The sequence below is a fragment of the Sorangium sp. So ce726 genome, from assembly GCF_051521405.1.
GTDB lineage: Bacteria > Myxococcota_A > Polyangia > Polyangiales > Polyangiaceae > Sorangium.
Genome location: NZ_CP150349.1, coordinates 2,547,404 through 2,567,434 on the forward strand (window position 1 = coordinate 2,547,404; position 20,031 = coordinate 2,567,434).

A 20,031-nucleotide genomic window follows, 5' to 3' on the forward strand; every position below is an offset into this window, starting at 1 on the left:
GGGGCGCGCAGGAAGAGGTGGCCCGTGAACATGCGAGAGCTCGTGAAGGACCTCGAGGCCCGCCGGGAGCAGGTGCGGCGGATGGGCGGCGAGGAGCGCGTGGCGAAGCAGCACGCGCGCGGGAAGATGACGGCGCGGGAGCGGCTCGCGGCGTTCTTCGACGACGGCGTGCACTTCGAGGTGGGGATGCACGGCACGCAGATGGGGCTCGCGGCCGGGCCGGACGGGAGCGACCGGCCGCCGGCGGACGCGGTTGTCTGCGGGTTCGGCAAGGTCGACGGGCGGATGGTCTGCGCGGCGGCGTACGACTTCACCGTGAAGGGCGGCAGCATCGGGCAGACGGGCGAGGAGAAGGTGACCCGCCTGCGGCAGATGGCGCTCCGCGGCCGCTGGCCGATCGTGTGGTTCATCGACTCGGGCGGGGCGCGCATCGACCCCGGCTCGATGCACCCGGACAGCATCTCGCTGTTCGCCGGCTCTGGGCACCTGTTCCGCGAGCAGGTGCACATGAGCGGCGTCGTGCCGCAGGTCGCGGCCATGGTGGGGCCCGGCGCCGCGGGCACGGCGTACATCCCGGGGCTCGCGGACTTCGTGCCGATGGTCAAGGACGTCGGCTCGCTGGCGCTCGGCGGCCCCGCGCTCGTGCGCGCGATGACGGGCGAGGACATCTCCGAGCAGGAGCTCGGCGGCAGCAAGGTGCACGCGACGAAGAGCGGGGTCGGGGACGCGGAGTACCCGAGCGACGCGGAGTGCGTCGCAGCGGTGAAGCGGTACCTGTCGTTCTTCCCTTCGAGCTGCGACGAGGAGCCGCCGCGCCTGCCGGTCACGGATCCGATCGACCGGCGGGAGGAGTCGCTGCTCGACCTCCTGCCGGAGAACCCGCGGCGCGCCTACGACATGCTGAAGCTGATCGACGCCATCGTCGATCACGGCGAGCGGTTCGATCTGAAGCCGCGGTGGGCGCGATCGATCATCACGTGCCTCGCGCGCATCGGCGGCCAGCCGGTCGGCGTCGTGGCGAACCAGCCGACCCAGATGGGCGGCATTCTCGACGTGGACGCGTCGGACAAGGCCGCGCGCTTCATGCAGATCTGCGACGCGTTCAACATCCCGCTCGTGTTCCTGCAGGACGTGCCGGGGTTCATGATCGGCTCGAAGGTCGAGCACGAGGGGATCATCCGCCACGGGGCGAAGATGCTGCACGTCATGGCGGCGGCCACGGTGCCCAAGATCACGGTGGTCGTGCGCAAGGCGTATGGCGCGGGTTATTACGTGATGTGCGGGCGCGCGTACGAGCCGGACCTCATCGTCGGCTGGCCGAGCGCGGAGATCAGCGTGATGGGGCCGGAGGGGATGCTCGGGATCGCGGCGAGGAAGATATTCGGTGACGCGCCGCCGCCGCCGGAGGTGAAGCAGGGGATGGTCGACGCGATCCAGAAGAACATCGATGTGATGAAGGTCGCCGGCTGGGGGCTCATCGACGACGTGATCGATCCACGGGACACGCGGAGGGCGATCGCGTGGGGGCTGGAGCTCGCGCGGAAGAAGCGGGTGGAGCGGCCGGAGAAGAAGCGGGGGATCCTGCCGGTGTAGAGCGCACCCGGGACCGCGTGCCCCGTCTCAGGGGGTCCCGGGCGCGTGCTGGCGTGTCCCTGTCGGGTCTCGGAGCGTCCCTGCCGCACCGACGCGCGGTCCCGTTCGTTCTACTGGTCGTGATCCTCGTGTTCCGACGCCTGGCTGGCCTCGGGCTTCGGCGTCGGCACGGCTCTCGGCGCGGCCGCGTAGAACGGCTCTGGCGCGCTCTTCACGCGAAGGAGCGTCGTGTTCTTGGCGGGGACGACGGCCGTATACGCGTCCAGGCCGAGCTCGGTGCCCGGCTCGTTCGCGTGCAGCGTGGCCGTGACCTCGTAGAGGCCCTCGCGGTTGAACGTGTCGGCGGGGCAGATCTCCCGGAGGAGGAGCGGGACGTCGACCGATGCGCCGGGCTTCAGCGTCTTGAAGAGATCGCGCGGGATCGCCCCCGTCGGCGGGGCCGCCGTGCACACCGTCTCGCCGTTCGGTCCGGCGACGTGGAACTCGAGCATCCGAGACCGGATGGCGACGGTCATGGGGCGCCTGCCAGCGTTCTTCGCGCTCACCCGGACGACGATCGAGCGAGGGCTCGCCGCGTCGGACCAGGGTTCGCTCGTGAGCTCCAGGCGAGGCGCGTTGGCGTCCACGATCGGCTTGCCCCGCGGACCGGCGCCGTGGTCCTTGTCCGACGGAACGCGCTTTTCCGCGGACTCGCCAGCTGGCCTGTCCGCGGACGGCTGGGCCGCTTTGTCGTCCGACGGTTGAGCTGCCTTGTTGTCCGTGGGCTGAGCTGCCTTGTCGCCTTGGGGTTGAGCTGCCTTGTCGCCTTGGGGTTGAGCGGCCTTGTCGCCCGGAGGCTGAGCCGTCTCGTCCGCCGGAGAGGCTGGCTCGGTGCCGCCCGGATCGTCCGCGGCGGCCTCCTTGGAGGGCAGCCCGTAGCTCAGCACGACGGTGGGCGCCGCGAGGCCGGGCGCAGGGGCGAACGCCGGCGGATGGTCCGTCGACTCCGCAGCGAACGGCGCCGCCGGCGGCTTCTTCGACCACTTGGGCGGCGGACCCCAGCCGTACCAGCTCCTCACCACCGAGCCGCCGGCGAGCGCCGCCTCGTCCTTGCCGAAGCAGAGCAGGCGCGGGTCGAAATGCTCCATGTACGACTGACCGGGCGCCAGAAGCAGCGCGCGCCGCTCCGGGAAGCCGCTCGGCTTGAGCCCCGCGGGCGCGGCGCAGCGAACCGTCTTCTTCGTGCGCTTGTTCAGCGTGTCGACCTCCAGGCGCAGCAGCCGCACGTCCGCCGGGATGCGCATCGGCCGCTCCCCTTCGTTGTCGATCCGCAACGTCCATGGCCCGTGAGGCGACGGCGCGATGAGCCACACGCGCGCCGGCGAAGGCGGCAGCGGCGGGACCTCGGGCGCCTTCTTCTTCGCGCTCGCCTTGGACGCGCCGACGTTCGCCTTGGGCGCGGCGACCTTGCTCCCTGCAGGCGGCGGGGCCGCGCCAGCTTTCGGCCCCTCCGCGGGCACCGCGGAGCCCGGCCCCTCGGTCTGCTGCGCGGGGCTCGACTTCTCCTCCGCGAGCGCAGGGCTCGGCGCGAGCCCCATCACGGCCGCTGCAACAGGAGCGATCGAGGTGAACAGACAGGCGATCCGGACGAGACGTATGCGCATGGAGGATCCGTTCGGGAGCGAACGCTTCCGCTTTCTTTCCGGGGGCGTCAACCTTAGCGTAGCCAGCGAGCCTGGCCTCCTCCGGAGCGCCCGGGCGCTCTCCCACCGCTCGAAGCGTGGTCATGCGCGGCCTGTACGCCATCGTCGACACCGACTCGCTCGCGCGCCGCGGGCTCGATCCTGTGGCGTTCGCCGAGGCCGTCCTCGACGCGCGCCCCGCGGCCATCCAGCTGCGCGACAAGCGGAGCGGCGCGGCCCAGACGCTCTCGCTCCTCCGCGCGATCCAGCCCCTGGCCGCGCGCGCGGGCGTGCCGTTGTTCGCGAACGACAGGGCGGATCTCGCGATCCTTGCCCGCTGCGACGGCGTGCACGTCGGCCAGGACGACCTCCCGGTAGCCGCGGTTCGCAGGCTGGCGCAGCGCGCTTCCGTCCCGCTCCGCGTCGGGCTCTCGACCCACACGTCCGCGCAGATCGAGGCCGCGCTGCGGGCGTCGAGCGAGCTCCGCGATGCCGGAGATTCCGGCGATTCCCTCGAGCGCCTCGACTACGTCGCCATCGGGCCGATCTTCGCGACCTCGAGCAAGGAGCGGCCTGACGCCGTGGTCGGTCTCGAGGGGCTCGCGTCGCTGCGCGCCCTGGTCGAGCAGGTGCGTCCCGGGCTCCCGGTCGTGGCGATCGGCGGCATCTCGCTGGAGAGGGCGGCCGAGGTGGGCGCGCACTGCTCCGCCGCCGCGATCATCGCCGCGCTGCTGCCGGATCAGGGCACGCCCGCGCCGCGCGCCCTCGAGGAGGTGAGCGCGCGGGCGCGGGCGCTCCAGGGGGCGCTCGCGCTGGCGGGCGCGCGCGCGGCGCCGGTGGACAGGGGCGCGCGATGAGCCTCACGCTGCTCGCGGCAGCCGCCGCGGCGGTGGCCGCGACCGTGGGCTACATGGCGTCGCGCCGCGAGCGGGAGGCGCCGGGAGGGAACGGCGGCGAGCGCGCGCGAGACGCGCCGGCGGCGCCCCCGGGGGACGCGCCATGGCACGAGCTGCCGCTCGCGCTGGGCGACGTGGTCCTCGCCGGGAGCGAGGAGCGCTGGCTCTCCGGCGCGATCGTGGCGCGCGAGCGGGGCGAGATCGTCGCCGCGGTGTTCCTCGCGCCCGAGGGCGGCGCGCACGGGGCGGTCGTGGCCTTTCCCGCGCCGCGGCGCGAGATCCTGTGGCTCGCGCCTGCGGCGGCCGATTCGCCGGATGAACCGCCGGCGACGCTCGAGATCGCGGGCGCTACCATGAGGCGGCGGGCGCGGCTGCCGGCGGCGCTCGAGCGGTGCGGGCAGGGCGCGCCCCCCGTGGGCGACGCAGGGATCTTCGCCCTCTACGACGGCGCCGGGCACGACGCGGCCGTGGTGCTCGCCAGCGAGGGGCGGATCCACGCGTGGGCCGGGCGGCGCATCGAGGACGGCGGATACGAGCGGCTGGGCGGAGGCGGCGAGGGCTGACGCCGGCTCGCGGGGTCGCGCGGCGCCTGTCAGCCGACGACGCTGCGCAGCTCCGCGATCAGCGACGCCATCGCGAGGCTCGGCGAGGCGTTGCGCTCGAGCTGCGCCACGGCGCGGGAGACCGCCGCGTAGCGCCGGGCCGACACGCCTGCGTGGCGCGGATCGGACGCGACCGCGGCGCGGGCCTCGCGGGCGAGCGCGGCGTTCAGCGCGCGGAGGTCGTCCTTGAGGGCGCCCTTGTCGCGGTCGACCGACTCGGCGAACGCGACGGCGGGCCCGAGGTCCCGGGCGGCCGCGGCCTCGAGGACACCTTTCACGAAGGCGTCGCGCGAGGCGGTCTGCTCCTCGTCCGCGAGCTCGAGCGCCGTGGACGCGCTGCCGGCGGCGAGCTCGACGGCGAGGTCGTGCCGCCCCTCGGGCACGCCGCGATCGCGGAGGACGCGGCGGATGAGGGCCTCGGAGAGCGGGGCGAAGCGCACGGGCAGGGTGCGCGAGCGGATCGTGTTGAGCAGGCGATCGCCGCGCGAGGTCAAGAGGATGAAGTGCGTGCCGGGCCGCGGCTCCTCGAGCGTCTTGAGGAACGCGTTCGCGGCGCCGACGCTGAGATCCTCGGCGTCGCGGACGATGAACACCCGAGCGCGCCCCTCGTGGGGCGGGTAGGCGGCGTGGGCGAGCACGATGGAGCGGACCTGGTCGACCGAGATCTCGGTCAGCTCGTCGCGGCTCCGGCCGATGACGGCGGCGGGGTAGAAGTTCTTCGCGACGATCTGCACGTCGGGGTGGAGCGGCGCCGCGGGGCGCCCGTCGGAGCGCGCGGCCGCGCGCCGGCAGGCGTCGCAGCGGCCGCAGCCGAGCGGATCGCCCCCGGTGCAGACGAGCGCCTGGGAGAGGGCGACGGCCGCGAGCTCCTTGCCGACGCCCGGCGGGCCTTCGAAGCGGTAGGCGTGGTGCACGCGGCCCGCCTCGAGCGCGCGCACGAGCGTGCCGACCGCGGTGTCCTGGCCGAGGATGTGGGAGAACGGCACGACCCGCTATCTAGCACGACCGGGGGTCGACCTGGTCCCGGTACGCGCCGCGCGCGAGGCCGCCCGGCGGCGGCGCGGCGCCTGCCCGCGCGCGGCGGCGTCCACGTCATCGTCATCGTCATTGCACGCCGCGGTGATAGGTTGCCGCGCATGCGCGTCCTCGTGCTCGGCGGCACTCGATTCATGGGTCATTTCCTGGTCTATCGCCTGCTCGCGGCGGGCCACCAGGTCACGCTCCTGAACCGCGGCGCGACGCCCGACGCGTTCGGCGATCGCGTCGCGCGGGTCCGCTGCGATCGGGCGGCCGGCGATCTGGCGCAGGCGCTCGGAGGTCGCGAGTTCGACGCTGCGGTGGACTTCACCGCGTACACGGCCGCGGACGGCCGCGCGGTGGCCCAGGCGCTCGGCGGCGGGCGCATCGGCCACTACGTGATGATCAGCACCGGCTCGGTGTACCTCGTCCGGGAGGGGTGCCCGCGGCCGTCGCGCGAGCGCGACTACCACGGCCCGCTCCTCCCGGAGCCCGCGGGCGAAAAGGACCGCGAGGCGTGGTCTTACGGCGTGAACAAGCGCGGCTGCGAGGAGGAGATCGCCGCCGCCTGGCAGACGGACCGCTTCCCCGCGACCGTCCTGCGCATCCCGATGGTGAACGGGGAGCGCGATCCCTACCGCCGCCTCGATCGGTACATCGTCCGCATGCTCGACGGCGGTCCGCTGCTCGTCCCGGACGGCGGCGGACACCCGGTGCGGCACGTGTACAGCGGCGACGTCGTCAGGGCGATCGTGAAGCTGCTCCTCGTGCCGTCGACCTTCGGCGAGGCGTACAACCTCTGCATGGACGAGACGCCGACGCTCACCGAGCTGCTCGAGCTCATCGCCTCGCTGCTCGGCGCGCCGGCGCGGCTCGCGCCGATCCCGTCGGCGGCGATCAGGGCCCGCGGCATCGATCCGATCGCGATGTCGCCGTTCAGCGACCGCTGGATGTCGCTGCTGGATCCAGCGAAGGCGAGGGCGGAGCTCGGCTTCCAGCACACGCCGCTCCGGCGCTGGCTGGAGACGGTGATCACGTCGCTGCTCGCGAACCCGCCTTCCGAGCCGCCGGACGGCTACGAGAAGCGCGCCGAGGAGATCGCGCTCGCGGCGGAGCTCTCCGGCGCGGCGGGGGATGGAGAACGTTGACCCTGCGCGGGCGCTGGAGCCCGCGAGGCGAGGGAGAGGAAGGCAGGCGGGGGTTGGACCGGCCTCTGGGTTCCTGCGAACCATCGGACGGAGGGAGATCTCGCGATGCAGGATGTGCAACCCAAGCGGGTCCTGGCGGCCATCGACGCCTTCCTGAGCACGCCGCTCGACGCGGCGCTCTCGCGGCACCGTGAGGCCGATCCGGCCGACCGCGCGCTCGCGCTGTTCCACGAGGTCGCCGCCGCTGTCCCTGCCTACCGCCGCTTCCTCGCGGAGCACGGCGTGGACCCGGCGGCGGTCCGGACGCCCGCGGATTTCGCGGCGCTGCCGGTGATCACGAAGCAGAACTACGTGCTCAGGCACCCCATCGCGGATCTGTGCCGCGGCGGGCGCGTCGAGCCGTGCGACATGATCGCGGTCTCCTCGGGCTCGACGGGCAAGCCGACGTTCTGGCCGCGCTCCGTCACGGATGAGCTCTCGGTCGCCCGGCGCTTCGAGCAGGTGTTCCACGACGGCTTCCGGGCCGACACGCGCCGCACGCTCGCGGTCGTGTGCTTCGCGCTCGGCTCGTGGGTCGGCGGGATGTACACCGCCGCGTGCTGCCGTCACCTCGCGGCGAAGGGATATCCGATCACGGTCGTCACGCCGGGCAACAACAAGGACGAGATCTTCCGCGTCGTGCAGGATCTGGGGCCGGCGTTCGAGCAGGTCGTCCTGCTCGGTTATCCGCCGTTCCTGAAGGACGTCATCGACACGGGGCGGGCCCGGGGCGTCGACTGGGCTCCTTTCCGGATCAAGCTCGTGATGGCCGGGGAGGTGTTCAGCGAGGAGTGGCGGACGCTGGTCGGCGAGCGTGTCGGGTCGACGTCGCCCTGCTACGACTCGGCTTCCCTGTACGGGACGGCGGACGCCGGCGTGCTGGGCAACGAGACGCCGCTCAGCGTCACGATCCGCCGGTTCCTCGCGGGGAGGCCGGACGCCGCGCGCGCCCTGTTCGGGCAGGACCGGCTCCCGACGCTCGTGCAGTACGACCCGGCGGAGAGGTTCTTTGAGCAGCGCGACGGAATGCTCCTCTTCTCGGGTGACAACGGCGTCCCGCTCGTCCGTTACGCGATCCTCGACAGCGGGGGCGTCTATCCGCACGCGGAGTTGATGGCGGCGCTCGCCGGTTTCGGCTTCGACCCGCGTCGGGAACTCGACGGGGACCGCGGGGCCCGGGAGCTGCCGTTCGTTTATGTGTTCGGGCGCTCGGATTTCACGGTGTCGTATTTCGGGGCGAACATTTATCCGGAGAACGTGGTCGTGGGCATCGAGCAGCCCGGCGTGAAGGAGTGGGTGACCGGAAAGTTCGTGCTGGAGGTCCGCGAGGGCGCGGACAGGGACGTATACCTCTCGGTGGTGGTCGAGCTCGCGCCGGGGGAGGGGGAGAGCGAGGCGCGGCGCGAGGCGGCGGCGCGGTCGATCGAGGAGCACCTCGTCCGGCTGAACAGCGAGTTCAGGAACTACGTGCCGGCAGGGAAGCGGGCCCCGCGAGTGACGCTGAGGGCGGCGGGGGATCCGGAGTACTTCCCGCTCGGGGTGAAGCACCGGTATACGCGCAAGCCGGGGGGGTGAGGGCGGGGAGACGGAGATCAGCCTTTTCGGCGGGCGGGACCGGCGCAGCGGAAGCCGAGGTGCTCGTCTTTGTGGCTGGGCACGCATCCGAGCCGGCTCGCCGAGCGCAGCCACCTGGGCCTCTCGATGGCCGAACCGCCCCGCACCACCCGGAGGCTGTCGGTCCGAGGGCGAGCCGACACGCTCTTGCTCGTGTCGGCGGTCGCCCTCTCGACGAGATGGAGCACCTTGCTCTTGCCCACCGCGGCTTCGCCGTTGACGTCAAGGAATGAGTCCCAGGTCCACTCCCACACGTTCCCATGCATATCGTAAAGGTTCCATGGATTCGGCTTCTTCAGCCCAACCGTGGCGATCTGGCCATTGCTGTTTTCAAGGTACCATGCGACCTCGCGCAGCTGGCGCTCGTCATCGCCGAAGGAGTATCGGGTAGTGGTGCCGGCGCGGCACGCGTATTCCCATTCCGATTCATCCGGTAGCCGGAAGCTGTCTATGTCCTCTGACCACGCCAGACCCGTCGGCGTCGACGTGTAGCAGGATTGCCTTCCTGCCAACTGGGAGAGCGTATTGCAAAACTCGATGGCGTCTCCCCACGATACGTTCCTGATCGGCCGATCCGGATCCTCCTGCTCGGCGGCCAGGCCTGTCACGGCCGCGTATTGCCCTACCGTGATCGGCGTAGCGGCCATGGTGAACCCCTCGACGTCCACCTGGCGCTGGGGTCTTTCGGCCCTGTGGGCTTCCGTGTCGTCATCGGGGCTGCCCATGAGGAACGTGCCACCAGAGATGTCCACCCATGGCAAGAGCGACTCGAAGAAGTCGCTCCGGTAGGTCACCTTCGTGGCTCCGCTGCTGCCTGGTTTCCCGATGAGGGTGCAGCGGAACGTCCCGTGCTCCTGGAATGGCGCCTCGGCCGATCCGGGGACCGGGTGCTTCGGCCATGGCAGGCTCCAGCCTCCCGACACGATCAGTTGCTCCCCGTTCATCTCGAACCCCACGACGGTCAGCTCAACCGGATCTCTGACCCGCGCTTCCCGCGGGGCCAGGATGACATCTCGGATCGCAGCGTACGCATGACCGCCTTGCTCGAAGCCTCGCAGCACCGTGCGCGAGAGGCCGCCATGTGACCGTTGCACGCCATCCGTCGCGTTGAGCTGCGCCACGCGCTCGCTCGACGCTGTGCTCTCTCTCGGCTCGCCGCTCTCGAGCGTCGCCGTATGTTCTGTCGCGGTCTGCGGCGCCTCACCCCCGCTCCCTGCGGCGCTTCGCAGCGCCTCACAGAACGCCGCCACATCTGGGAACCGCTCGGACGCCTCGAACTCGATCGCCCGCTCCAGCACCTTCCGCACCGCAGCGCTGCACGGCAGCCGCTCGAGCACCCGCCCCGGATACCGCATCATGACGGGCGGCAGCTCCGCGCCGTGCAGGCAGAACACCGCCGTCATGCCGAGCCCGTACACGTCAGCGCGCGCGTCCGCCTCCTGCGGGCGGTGCATCAGCTCCGGTGCCGCATAGAGGAACGTCCCCATCGCGCCGGTCCCCGTGCCCCCCGTCGTGTCGCGTGCCCACACCAGATCGAAGTCCGTGATCCGGGGCAAATCGTCCGCGTCGAGCAGGATGTTCGCCGGCTTCACGTCCCGGTGTACGAGCCCCCTCCCGTGCGCGAACGAGATCGCCTCTCCAGCGCTGAGGAGCATCGGGATCACCCGCTCTGCTGGCAGTCGCTTCCCGATGACCGCGCTGCGCACGTCCTCGCCGTGGACGAGCTCCATCACGAAGTAGTGCCAGCCGCTGTCCTCGCCCTTGGGATCGAGGATGCGCACCACGCCGGGGTGGTCGAGCTCCGCCATTGCGCGCGCTCCCCGGAAGAACCGCTCCTGCCGGCTCTCGTCGCCCGCCAGGTTCGGGTGCAGCACCTTGATCGCCACGGGCAGGTCGCCCCGCCCCGCGTCGAGCGCGCGCCACACGGTCGCGAACCCGCCGCGCCCGATCCGCTCCAGCAGCAGGTACCGACCGTCGCTGAGCTCCTCGCCGACGTGGAGCTGGCCGCCCTCCCGGCGCTTGCGCCGGAGGTCCACGATCTCCCGGTCCACCTCCTCCGTGCTCGCGCCGGCGGCTCTAAGCCTCACCCGCCGCTTCTGCGCGGCGGCGATCTGCTTGTCGACAGCGCGGATCGTCTCGTCTGCTTCGCGCAGGCTCACGCCGGGCAGCGCGGTTGCGCTGGCGAGCGCCGCCTCCGGGCGCGCGCTCGCGGCGGCTTCCTCCACCGCCGCGCGGATGCCTTGTACAACCTCCCTCCAGGCCTCGTCCGGGTTGGCCCGGCTCGCCACCGCCGTTCCATCGCGAGGCAGCGCCTGGAGCTCCGCCAGCAGAGTGCCCACCAGGTCGCACGCGCGCACCAGGATGGGCACCACGCGCGCCGCCCCGCTGCGATGCCGCTCCAGCGCTCGCCCGAGCTCGCGCTCGTAGCAGCTGTCCGAGGCAAGGAATGCATCGCTCACCAGCAGCAGCACCACCTCGGCGGAGGAGAGCTCGGCCGCGATCGACTCATCGCGCATCGCGCCTGGGCCGATCCGGCCGCGGTGCCAGGTGCTCACCAGGCCCTGCCGCTTGAGGGAGGCGAGGTGCGCCTCGAGCGCTTCGAGGTGCGCCCGATCCGCGGGGGCGTAGGAGATGAAGACGTTGACTGCCATGCGCTAAGGGCATCGCTGCGGCGGCGAGCTCGCTCGCGTCTCGGCCGCCCGCTCCGCGCCGATCAGGCTACCAGACGCGGCGCGGGTCCTCGACAGCGCGACCGCAGGTCGTCCGCGCAGCGGTGAGGCGCCCGCTTTCTCTCGCTGGTAAAGGGCTGCCCAGCACCCATGCTCAACACCTCTCCCCCGCTCATCGTCCTCGGCTGCGGCTTCACCGGCGCGGTGGTCGCCGGCCTGCGGAGGGCGTCCGGCGGCCGCGTCGTCGCGACGACGCGCTCGTCCGAGCGCGCCGCGGAGCTCGCGCAGGCGGGCATCGAGGTGAGCGTCCTCCCGGCGCTCACCGCCGAGGCTGTCGACCGGCTCGTGACGGACGGCGCGGACGTGCTCGTCGCCTTCCCGCCCGACGGCGCGACCGACGCCGCGATCGCGCCTTCGCTCCGCCGCGCGCGTGCCATCGCGTACGTCTCGTCGACCGCCGTGTACGGCGACGCGACGGGGCGCATCGACGAGGCGACGCCCACGTCGGCCGACGGCCCCCGCGCGGCGGCGCGCCTCGCGGCCGAGGACGTGTACCGCGCGCGCGGCGCCGTGGTGATGCGCGCCGCTGGCATCTACGGCCCCGGCCGCGGCCTGCACCAGCGGCTCTTGCGCGGCGACTTCCGCATGACCGGCGAGGGCGATCGGCAGGGCAGGAACGTCGTCTCGCGCATCCACGTCGAAGACCTCGCGCGCCTCGCGCTCGCGGCGATCGAGCGCGCCGCCCCCGGCGAGGCCTTCCTGGTCGCGGACGACGCGCCCGTGCCGCAGATCGAGGTCGTCCGCTGGCTCTGCGCGCGGCTCGGCCTCGCGCTGCCGGCCGGTGCGCCGCGGGAGGATTTGCACGAGACGCTCCGTCACGATCGCGCCGTGGACAACGCGAAGATCAAGCGCGCCCTCGGCATGGCGCTGCTCTACCCGAGCTACCGCGAAGGGTTCGAGGCGTGCCTGGCCGTCGAGGCCGCGGCGCCGGCCCCCGCCGCGAGTGAGCGCGCCCCGCGGCACCGCGGGTGATCCGCGCCTGCATCGCGGGTGAACCGCCGCGCGGCCGCGTTCGCCGTTCGCGCTGCTACGCCTCGTCGTCTGCGCTGCCTTGCGGCGGCTCCTGCGACTCCGTCGCGTCGAGCCGGTCGAGCTCGCGGAAGAGCGCGTCCAGATCGAGCGTCAGCCCCTCGCAGCCCGGAACCTCCCGGAGCACCCCTCCGGGCACGCTGAGGCGGCGCTGGTAGAGCCCGCCGCGCGCGAGCTCGTGGATCTCCAGGGTGCGGAGCTGCGGATCGAGCAGCCAGTACCAGCGCACCCCGAACGCCGCGTACTCCTCGACCTTCTCGACGCGATCGCGCCGGCTGTCCCGCGGCGAGGGGGAGACGATCTCGACCATGATGTCCGGCGGGATGCCGACGGCGCCACGGGCCGGGGGCCTCCGCGAGGTCGGGAGGAACGCCGATACATCGGATTTGCGCCCGCGCCGCGGCTTGAGCGCGTACTTCACCTCGGAGCCGAAGACGAAGCCGCCGCGCGGGATGAGCCAGGCCCGCAGGGTGTGGATGAGCCAGGCGACGGCCAGCTCGTGGACGCAATCGGGCATCTCTTCCTCGACCAGGCGGCCATCGATGAGCTCACCGGCCTCGTCTTCCGGCAGCGCTGCCCACTCCGCGACGGACAAGAGGCGGGCTGCCTGGGGCTCGGGATACGGGCGCTGGCTCACGTCTCGAAAGCTACCATCACGGCGCGCCTCGTGCCGGCTCATGAGCGGGGTCGCGGGCTCACGCGGCGCGCCTGCACGGCGCGGCGCCGCGACGCACGACGTCCAGCGAGGCGTTCATGCCTGCCGTGAAAATCAGGCATCGACGGACGCGATGGCCGCGACTAGGGTCGAGGCTCTTGGAGGATCGTTGGATGAAGCTTGGGTATTGGATGGTGCTTGCATTTGCGGCTGCCGCGGTGGGCGCGGGCTGCGGTGATGACGAGGGCGCGAGCAGCAGCGTCGGGCCAGGAGGCTCGGGCGGGGCTGGCGCCGGAGGCGCGGGAGGCGGAGGCGCCGGTGGAGAGGGCGGCACGAGCGACGGCGGGAGCGGCGGGCAGCCCCCGACGCCGCGGTGCGAGCCGTCCGACCCCGCGCTGGCCGACCGCGACGCGGACGAGCTGTACGCGGCGGAGGAGGTTCCGCGCTTCGACTTCTACCTTCCGGAAGAGCGCTGGGCGGAGCTCAAGGAGAACGCCCGCGACGAGCAGTATGTCGAGGCCGAGGCCTGCTACAAGGGCAAGAGCCTCGGCGTCGTGGGCCTGCGCTTCAAGGGCGGTTACGGCACCCTCGACATGTGCTTCGACGGGGAGGGGAACCTCACCTGTCCGAAGCTCAGCATGAAGGTGAAGTTCGACGAGTACGTCGACGGACAGCGCTTCTACGCGCAGAAGCGCCTGAACTTCCACTCGATGATCTGGGACCCCACCCGGCTCCACGAGCGGATCGCCTATGGCCTGTTCCGGGAGATGGGCGTCGCCGCCCCGAGGAGCGCGTGGGCGACGCTGCACGTGAACGGCGAGTCGCAGGGGCTCTTCTCGATGGTCGAGGACGTGGACGGCCGCTTCCTGGAACACCACTTCTCCGAGGGGCCGGACGGCGATCTCTACAAGGAAGCGTGGCCGGTCTCGGACGACGCCGGCTACTACGCGGAGCGGATCGAGACGAACGAAGACGTGGCCACGCACGAGCGATTCATCTCGTTCTCGACCGCCCTCGCGTCCGCCGAGGGCGAGGAGCGGCTCACCGCGTTGTCGGAGTGGACGGACCTCGAGCAGCTGCAGCGCTACATGGCCGTCGACGAGACGATCCTGAACTGGGACGGCGTCACGACCTACTATGCCAACGACGCTGGCGTTGGCGCCAACCACAACTTCTATTTCTACGACGAGCCCTCGTCGGGCAAGTTCCACCTCATCCCGTGGGATCTCGACCAGACCCTCGGCGCCAGCACCTACTTCGGCCACGTGCCGCGCTGGACGGAGACGCCGGCGGACTGCAGCGCCCTGGTCCCCGTGTTCATGGGCTCCGAGCACGTGCGCCCGCCGGGCTGCGATGCGCTGTTCGGCGCCTTGAACCAGGACGCAGCGGGCTACAAGGCCGCGCTGCAGGCGCTCTATGAGGGCCCGTTCAGCGACGGGCGGCTCGAGGAGCAGGTCGACAAGTACGCGGCGCTGATCCGCACCGCCGTCGAGGAAGATCCGCTCGGACCCGGGCTCGCCGGGTGGGAGCCCGCGGTCGAGCGCCTCAGGAACGAGCTGCCGATCTTGCGAGAGCGCCTGGGGCGCTTCGCCAGCGACACGCCGCTCGCGCCCTTCTCGTTCATCGCGACGGGGATCAACGACTTCGAGGCGGCGGACACGCTCGGGCTGTACGTCGGGACGGTGCTGTCCACCAACAACGCGTCGAGCGCCGTGCAGGGCCTTTCACAGGAAGATCCGCTGAACGGCGCGCAGAGCATGCTGCTCCGCTTCGACTTCCGTGACGAGGCGTCTCCCTGGGGGCAGTACGTGTACTTCGGGGTGCCTCTCGCCGAGGGCACGATCGACGCGACGGCGCTCGAGGGGGTCCGCTTCTGGGCGCGGGCGGAGGCGGCGCGCGGGATGCGCTTCGACGTCGAGAGCCCGGCGCAGAGCGAAGGGCTCACGGGCGTTCGCCACGGATGGGACGTGCGGCTCACCGCGGAGCCGACGCTGATCGAGCTCAGGTTCGCCGACATGGCGCTCCCCGGGTGGGCCATCGATCAGGGGCGCGACCCGGGCGACGACGTGAACGACGTGCTCCGATCGATCGTCGGCCTCTCCTTCAGCGCGGAGATGAACGGCGTCCGCGCGAACGGCTTCCTCGGCAAGGACAAGGTCGACTCGGGCACCATCGAGATCGATGATGTCGAGTTCTTCGGGCCGACGTCCGAATCACCCTGAGCGGCGGATACGGAGGCCCAGAGCCGAGCGCCCCGGGTCTCCGCCCCTCCTGCGGCGGAACCCGAGGCTCACGGCGAGGAGCAACGCGGCGACGCCGCCGGCGGAGGGCGCGTCGCCGCCGAGGCTGCAGCTGCAGCCCGCCGACTCGCCACTCCCGTTCGCGTCCCCGCCCGCGCCGGTGGAGGGAGCCCCACCCGAGCCTGAAGCGGCGTCCCCGCCCGAGCCCGATCCGGCGTCGCCCGCGCCGACCGAGGCGGCCACGTCGAGCGTCGGACCCGCCGACGCCGTGGTGGCAGGAGACGGCGGCTCTGCGGCGCACACGCCTGCCACGCACCGCTCGCCCGCGGGGCACACGACGCCGTCGCAGAGGTCGACGCACGCCCCGCCGCGGCAATAGGTGCCCGCGCCGCACGCGACGTCGGCGCACGCGGCCTCGACGCACCGTCCGGTGTCCGCGGCGCAGCGGCCGTCCGACGGACAGCCCCGGCAGCCGCACTGGACCACGCAGACGCCGCTCTCGCACACCTCGCCCGCGCCGCACGCCACGCCGTCGCACGGATCCAGGCAGCGGTCCCCGCGACAGGTCTGGCCGTGCGGGCACACCACGCCGTCGCACGGGGCGCGGCACTCGCCGTCATGGCACACCTCGCCGACGTCGCACATCGCGTCGACGCAGGCCTGCTCGACGCACAGCCCCTCCACGCACACGAGCCCAGGCTCGCACGGGAACTCGGCCGATCCGCAGCGGTTCACGCAGCGGCCGCGGCTGCACACCTGGTCCTCTGGACAGGGCGCCTCCTCATCGACGATGTCGTCGCAGTCGTTGTCGATGCCGTCGCACTGCTCGGCCTGGCTGCCAGGCGCGACGATCGGCGTGCAGATCGCCTGTCCCTGCGCGTCGCAGTCGGAGACGCCCGCGCGGCACGCGCCCACGTTCTCTTCGACCTCGCACGGCTGGCCGGCCGCGGGGCACGTGATGCCGGAGAAGCGGAACAGGAAGTCCTCGTAGTCGAGATCATTGCCGTTGACGCCCGCGCTGCCGTCGGCGTTCCGGAAATCGAGATCCTCGAACCCCAGGTAGAACGTGTTCGCGAGCTGGTTCGACCTGTAGATGAGGTCGGAGTACCAGGGCCCAGGACTCTCGCACGCCGTACACTCCACGTTGAACCGGTGCTCGGTGTAATGGTACTGCGTGGCGTTTCCATTGCCGGTGCCGTTCGGGTTGGGGATCAGCACGAAGCCGATGAGGCCTCCCGCGTAGGCGGGGTTCTCCCGGATCGAGACGGCCGTCAGCTCGCGCTTCTCGGGAGGCGGCAGAGAGCCCGAGAACGGAAAGAGGATCTGAATATCGCTCTCCGGCGCCGGCGTGCTGAGGTCGTCTCGGGTGTCGACGGGGACGTACAGCGGCGGGTCGTCGCTGTCGCGGCCATCGTCGACGTTGTACCAGCCGACCGCGAAGTTGGCGCCGCCGCCCTTGTCGATGTACTTGCCGCTGAACTCGCAGAGCGGCGAGAACACCTGGGGCTCCACCGCGGCGTCGGCCACGACGTCGATCATCTCGTCGAGCTTGTCGTTCTTCGTGGAGCCGTTCAGCAGATCGCTCAATCGGTTCGTGATCACAGGGACGACGGTGCCGTTCGGCTGCACCACATCCGCGCGCGCCGTCCCGACCGCGCCGAGCGCCGCCAGGAGGGCCACACGCCACGCCAGAGCAGAAGGTTTGTTGGGGGTCGACGAGCGCATAGGGCTTCTCCTTCCGACAGGACATGTGAGTCCGGATCGTAAATTGGACTCGAGTTTTGCTCTCCTGTCCAGGCGGCGCGCGCGCCCGATCGAACCAAACAACGACGGATGTGGATGCCCAACGCACGTGAGAACACTGTGTGTCTGTACGCGCGAAGACGAGTGATCCCCTTTTTCCGTGTGCCGGAAGATGGTTGATGACGCGTGATGTTGATGACGCGTGACGACGCGTGATGTTGATGACGCGTGATGACGAGCGGCCGCGCGGCGCTAGCTCTTCGCCGCCTGTGGCGTTCCGTGAGCGAGCGCCCATTCAAGGCAGCGAGCCAGCGAGCTCGGCCGTCTCACAACGCGCGGACGGCGGCGCTCACGCCGCGCCATCGGTGCGCGCCGCGCTCGCCGTCCTGGCCGAGGCGCTCAGCCGTCCTGCTCTGCCGGCTCTTCCCGCTTGCGCGCGAGCGCCGCGAGCTCGCGGACGAGCTCCGGCATCCCCTCGCCCGTCGCGGCGCTGATGAGGTGGAGCTTCACCTTCGCCTTCGCGAACCGCGCCTTGAGCTTCGGGTAGGCCTCGCGCACCTCGGTCAGATCGGCCTTCGTCAGGACGACGATCTCCGGGCGCTCCGCGATCTCCGGGCTGAACTTCTTGAGCTCCTTGCGGAGCGCCCGGTAGTCGGCGAGCGGCTCGCGGCCCTCGCCTGCGTCGAGCGTCACGAGGTGGAGGAGCGCCCGCGTTCGCTCGACGTGCCTCAGGAACTGGATGCCGAGCCCGACCCCCTCGCTCGCGCCCGGGACCAGCCCCGGGATGTCCGCGATGACGAAGCTCGACCCGCCCGCCCGGACGCCGCCGCCGATCTCGACCATGCCCAGGATCGGGGTGAGCGTCGTGAACGGGTAGTCGCCGATCTTGGGCCGGGCCGCCGAGACGGCCGCGACGAAGGTGCTCTTGCCGGCGTTGGGGAAGCCGAGCAGGCCGATGTCGGCGAGCACCTTCAGCTCCAGGCGAAGCTCGCGGGCCTCGCCCGGCTCGCCCGGCTCAGAGCGCCGCGGAGCCCTGTCGTGCGGCGACTTGAAGTGCAGGTTGCCGCGGCCCCCCTTGCCGCCGCGGGCGACGATGACCCGCTGGCCGTGCTCGGTCACGTCGGCGATCAGCTCGCTGCTCTCCGCGTCGAAGATCTGCGTCCCCACGGGGAGCTTCTCGACCCTGTCGGCGCCGGCGCGCCCGTGGCAGTCGCTGCCCATCCCGTGCTCGCCCCGGTCGGCCTCGAGCGTGCGCGCGTAAGTGAAGTCGAGTAGCGTGGACAGGCCTCCGTCGCCCACGAAGACGACGTCCCCGCCGCGGCCGCCGTCTCCACCCGCGGGGCCGCCGAACGGGATGTACTTCTCACGACGGAATGCGATCGCTCCATTGCCGCCATCCCCGGCGATCACCTTCAGACGGCACCGATCGACGAACCGCATGACGGCGGCTCATAGCATACAATTTAGGAAAGACCCCAAAGCGGAAGGACGCCCCGCGCCTCGGGCCGCCCGCCGGACCGCTCGCCCAGGAGACCCCAGGTGCCCGCTCGAATCCTGATCGTGGACGACAACACGAGCCTCGCCGGAAACCTCCGCGAGGTCCTCGAGGGCGCGCGCGAGCTCGACGTGGAGGTCGCCCTCGCGCCCAACGGCAAGCAGGGGCTCGCGGCCGCCCGGCGCGACGGGTTCGACGTCGCGGTCGTCGACGTCAAGCTGCCGGACGCGAGCGGCCTCGAGCTCATCGCCCCGCTCCGCGCCGCCGCCCCCCACGGCGAGATCGTCCTCGTGACCGGCTTCGCGACCGTCGACGCCGCCATGGCCGCGCTCCGCGCCGGCGCCTTCGCCTTCATCCTCAAGTCGTTCCGCCCCGAGGAGCTCATCTCCACGGTGGCCCAGGCGATCGAGAAGATCTCGCTGAAGCGGGAGCGGGAAGAGCTCGAGCGGCGGTACCGGGCGATCATCGACGCGGCGGACGTGCTCATCCTCGGCCTGAACGCCGGCGGCAGCGTCGCGCTCTTCAACCCGCGCCTTTCCGCGCTGACGGGCGTGTCCTGCGACGCCGCGCTCGGCATGGCGTTCTGCGAGGCGCTCGTCGATGAGCCCGATCAGCGCCGGTTCAACCAGTCGTTCCTGAGCGTGGTCGAGGGCGACGCCGCCGCCGAGGTCGAGGTCGGGGTCAGGGACGCGGTGGGCGCGATCCGCCGCGTGCGCTGGCACCTCTCCGGCGTCCGCGGCGGCGGGCGCGGCGGCAGGACCGACCTCGTCTACGGCATCGGCATCGACGTGACCGAGCGGCGCGCCCTCGAGCGGCGGGCCGCCGACGCCGAGGCCCTGAACGCCATGGCCCCGCTCGCCCTCGGGCTCGCCCACGAGATCAGGAACCCGCTGAACGCCGCGGTCCTGGAGCTCCACCTGCTCAGCCGCGGCATCGACCGCCTCTCCGACGAGGCGATCCGCGAGCCCATGAAGCGGCGCGTCGGCATCGTCGAAGCGGAGATCGCCCGCCTGGGCCGGCTCCTCGGCGAGTTCCTCGAGCTCGCCCGGCCGCGCGCGCCCCACCGCGAGCCCGTCGATCTGGCCCGCGTCGTGCGCGACGTGCTCGACCTCGAGGAGGAGGCGTTCGCGAGCCACCATGTCGAGGTCGTCCGCGATCTCGCGGACGACTGCTTCGCGCTCGGCGACGTGGAGAAGCTCAAGCAGGTGGTCTTGAACCTCGTCGTTAACGCGCTCGACGTGATGCCCGACGGTGGGGTCTTGCGGGCGTGCGCGTCGGGGGATGCGCACGAGGTGTGGCTGTCGATCGGGGACACGGGGCCAGGGATCGCGCCGACGATCCTCGCCGAGATCTTCGATCCGTTCTTCACCACGAAGGCGGCGGGCACGGGCCTCGGGCTCGCGATCGTCCGGAAGATCGTCGACCAGCACGCGGGCCGTGTGGATGTCGACGCGCACGCCGCCGACGGCACGACGGTCCGGGTGAGGCTCCCCCGCTTCGTCCCCGAGCCCATCGAGCGCCCGGTCGGCTCAACCCCGCCCCGCGGCGCTGGCGCCTGACGGGGCGGGTG

At 71.8% G+C, this 20,031-nt stretch carries 14 protein-coding genes; 8 read left to right on the forward strand and 6 right to left on the reverse strand.

Annotated features, from left to right (window positions below; genetic code table 11):
• Positions 1-30 precede the first annotated feature (30 nt).
• Complete coding sequence (locus WME79_RS09715; protein WP_437539806.1) at positions 31-1,593, forward strand: acyl-CoA carboxylase subunit beta; 1,563 nt, start codon at positions 31-33, stop codon at positions 1,591-1,593.
• A 110-nt stretch (positions 1,594-1,703) separates the two neighbouring features.
• On the opposite strand, the gene WME79_RS09720 is transcribed toward WME79_RS09715, so the two are convergent.
• Entirely contained in the window at positions 1,704-3,236 is a 1,533-nt protein-coding gene (locus tag WME79_RS09720) for a hypothetical protein (protein ID WP_437534418.1), read from the reverse strand.
• 122 nt (positions 3,237-3,358) lie between these two features.
• Here WME79_RS09720 and WME79_RS09725 point away from each other — a divergent pair, with 122 nt between their 5' ends.
• Both WME79_RS09725 and WME79_RS09730 read left to right on the forward strand, forming a co-directional pair.
• Positions 3,359-4,111: a thiamine phosphate synthase gene (locus WME79_RS09725; protein ID WP_437534419.1), complete on the forward strand. Its 753-nt coding sequence runs from the start codon at positions 3,359-3,361 to the stop codon at positions 4,109-4,111.
• Positions 4,108-4,713 carry a hypothetical protein gene (locus tag WME79_RS09730; RefSeq protein ID WP_437534420.1) on the forward strand — a complete coding sequence of 202 codons (606 nt, stop codon included), beginning with the start codon at positions 4,108-4,110 and terminating at the stop codon, positions 4,711-4,713. Before WME79_RS09725 ends, WME79_RS09730 begins: the two co-directional genes overlap by 4 nt.
• Before the next feature lie 29 nt (positions 4,714-4,742).
• Here the strand turns inward: WME79_RS09730 and WME79_RS09735 are convergent, their stop codons facing one another.
• Positions 4,743-5,738 carry an ATP-binding protein gene (locus WME79_RS09735; protein WP_437534421.1) on the reverse strand — a complete coding sequence of 332 codons (996 nt, stop codon included), beginning with the start codon at positions 5,736-5,738 and terminating at the stop codon, positions 4,743-4,745.
• 150 nt (positions 5,739-5,888) lie between these two features.
• Here WME79_RS09735 and WME79_RS09740 point away from each other — a divergent pair, with 150 nt between their 5' ends.
• The gene (locus WME79_RS09740) at positions 5,889-6,917 is read left to right on the forward strand and encodes an NAD-dependent epimerase/dehydratase family protein (RefSeq protein WP_437534422.1); all 1,029 of its coding nucleotides are present in this window, start codon (positions 5,889-5,891) and stop codon (positions 6,915-6,917) included.
• 105 nt (positions 6,918-7,022) lie between these two features.
• Positions 7,023-8,531 carry a phenylacetate--CoA ligase family protein gene (locus tag WME79_RS09745; protein WP_437534423.1) on the forward strand — a complete coding sequence of 503 codons (1,509 nt, stop codon included), beginning with the start codon at positions 7,023-7,025 and terminating at the stop codon, positions 8,529-8,531.
• A gap of 17 nt (positions 8,532-8,548) precedes the next feature.
• Here the strand turns inward: WME79_RS09745 and WME79_RS09750 are convergent, their stop codons facing one another.
• Positions 8,549-11,221: an SUMF1/EgtB/PvdO family nonheme iron enzyme gene (locus tag WME79_RS09750; RefSeq protein ID WP_437534424.1), complete on the reverse strand. Its 2,673-nt coding sequence runs from the start codon at positions 11,219-11,221 to the stop codon at positions 8,549-8,551.
• 168 nt (positions 11,222-11,389) lie between these two features.
• On the opposite strand from WME79_RS09750, the gene WME79_RS09755 reads away from it, so the two are divergent.
• Complete coding sequence (locus tag WME79_RS09755; RefSeq protein WP_437534425.1) at positions 11,390-12,271, forward strand: NAD-dependent epimerase/dehydratase family protein; 882 nt, start codon at positions 11,390-11,392, stop codon at positions 12,269-12,271.
• 55 nt (positions 12,272-12,326) lie between these two features.
• Here the strand turns inward: WME79_RS09755 and WME79_RS09760 are convergent, their stop codons facing one another.
• Positions 12,327-12,965 (reverse strand): Uma2 family endonuclease, encoded by a 639-nt coding sequence (locus WME79_RS09760; protein ID WP_437534426.1) that lies wholly within the window; start codon positions 12,963-12,965, stop codon positions 12,327-12,329.
• Positions 12,966-13,156: 191 nt separating this feature from the next.
• Between WME79_RS09760 and WME79_RS09765 the strand changes: the two genes are divergently transcribed.
• Positions 13,157-15,205, forward strand: coding sequence for a CotH kinase family protein (locus WME79_RS09765; RefSeq protein ID WP_437534427.1), 2,049 nt, complete (start codon positions 13,157-13,159; stop codon positions 15,203-15,205).
• Here WME79_RS09765 and WME79_RS09770 read toward each other — a convergent pair.
• Positions 15,197-16,948: a hypothetical protein gene (locus WME79_RS09770; protein WP_437534428.1), complete on the reverse strand. Its 1,752-nt coding sequence runs from the start codon at positions 16,946-16,948 to the stop codon at positions 15,197-15,199. The genes WME79_RS09765 and WME79_RS09770 overlap by 9 nt on opposite strands.
• Before the next feature lie 417 nt (positions 16,949-17,365).
• The gene (gene obgE, locus WME79_RS09775; RefSeq protein WP_437534429.1) at positions 17,366-18,406 is read right to left on the reverse strand and encodes a GTPase ObgE; all 1,041 of its coding nucleotides are present in this window, start codon (positions 18,404-18,406) and stop codon (positions 17,366-17,368) included.
• A 99-nt stretch (positions 18,407-18,505) separates the two neighbouring features.
• On the opposite strand from obgE, the gene WME79_RS09780 reads away from it, so the two are divergent.
• A complete protein-coding gene (locus WME79_RS09780; RefSeq protein WP_437534430.1) occupies positions 18,506-20,020 on the forward strand; it encodes an ATP-binding protein in 1,515 nt (504 codons plus the stop codon).
• Positions 20,021-20,031 lie beyond the last annotated feature (11 nt).

Excerpts from the sequence above, each read along its gene's own strand:
- WME79_RS09715 (WP_437539806.1), top strand. The coding sequence starts at position 31 with ATGCGAGAGCTCGTGAAGGACCTCGAGGCCCGCCGGGAGCAGGTGCGG.
- WME79_RS09750 (WP_437534424.1), bottom strand. The coding sequence starts at position 11,221 with ATGGCAGTCAACGTCTTCATCTCCTACGCCCCCGCGGATCGGGCGCAC.
- WME79_RS09745 (WP_437534423.1), top strand. The coding sequence starts at position 7,023 with ATGCAGGATGTGCAACCCAAGCGGGTCCTGGCGGCCATCGACGCCTTC.
- WME79_RS09755 (WP_437534425.1), top strand. The coding sequence starts at position 11,390 with ATGCTCAACACCTCTCCCCCGCTCATCGTCCTCGGCTGCGGCTTCACC.
- WME79_RS09765 (WP_437534427.1), top strand. The coding sequence starts at position 13,157 with ATGAAGCTTGGGTATTGGATGGTGCTTGCATTTGCGGCTGCCGCGGTG.
- WME79_RS09725 (WP_437534419.1), top strand. The coding sequence starts at position 3,359 with ATGCGCGGCCTGTACGCCATCGTCGACACCGACTCGCTCGCGCGCCGC.
- WME79_RS09770 (WP_437534428.1), bottom strand. The coding sequence starts at position 16,948 with ATGCGCTCGTCGACCCCCAACAAACCTTCTGCTCTGGCGTGGCGTGTG.
- obgE (WP_437534429.1), bottom strand. The coding sequence starts at position 18,406 with ATGCGGTTCGTCGATCGGTGCCGTCTGAAGGTGATCGCCGGGGATGGC.
- WME79_RS09720 (WP_437534418.1), bottom strand. The coding sequence starts at position 3,236 with ATGCGCATACGTCTCGTCCGGATCGCCTGTCTGTTCACCTCGATCGCT.
- WME79_RS09740 (WP_437534422.1), top strand. The coding sequence starts at position 5,889 with ATGCGCGTCCTCGTGCTCGGCGGCACTCGATTCATGGGTCATTTCCTG.
- WME79_RS09730 (WP_437534420.1), top strand. The coding sequence starts at position 4,108 with ATGAGCCTCACGCTGCTCGCGGCAGCCGCCGCGGCGGTGGCCGCGACC.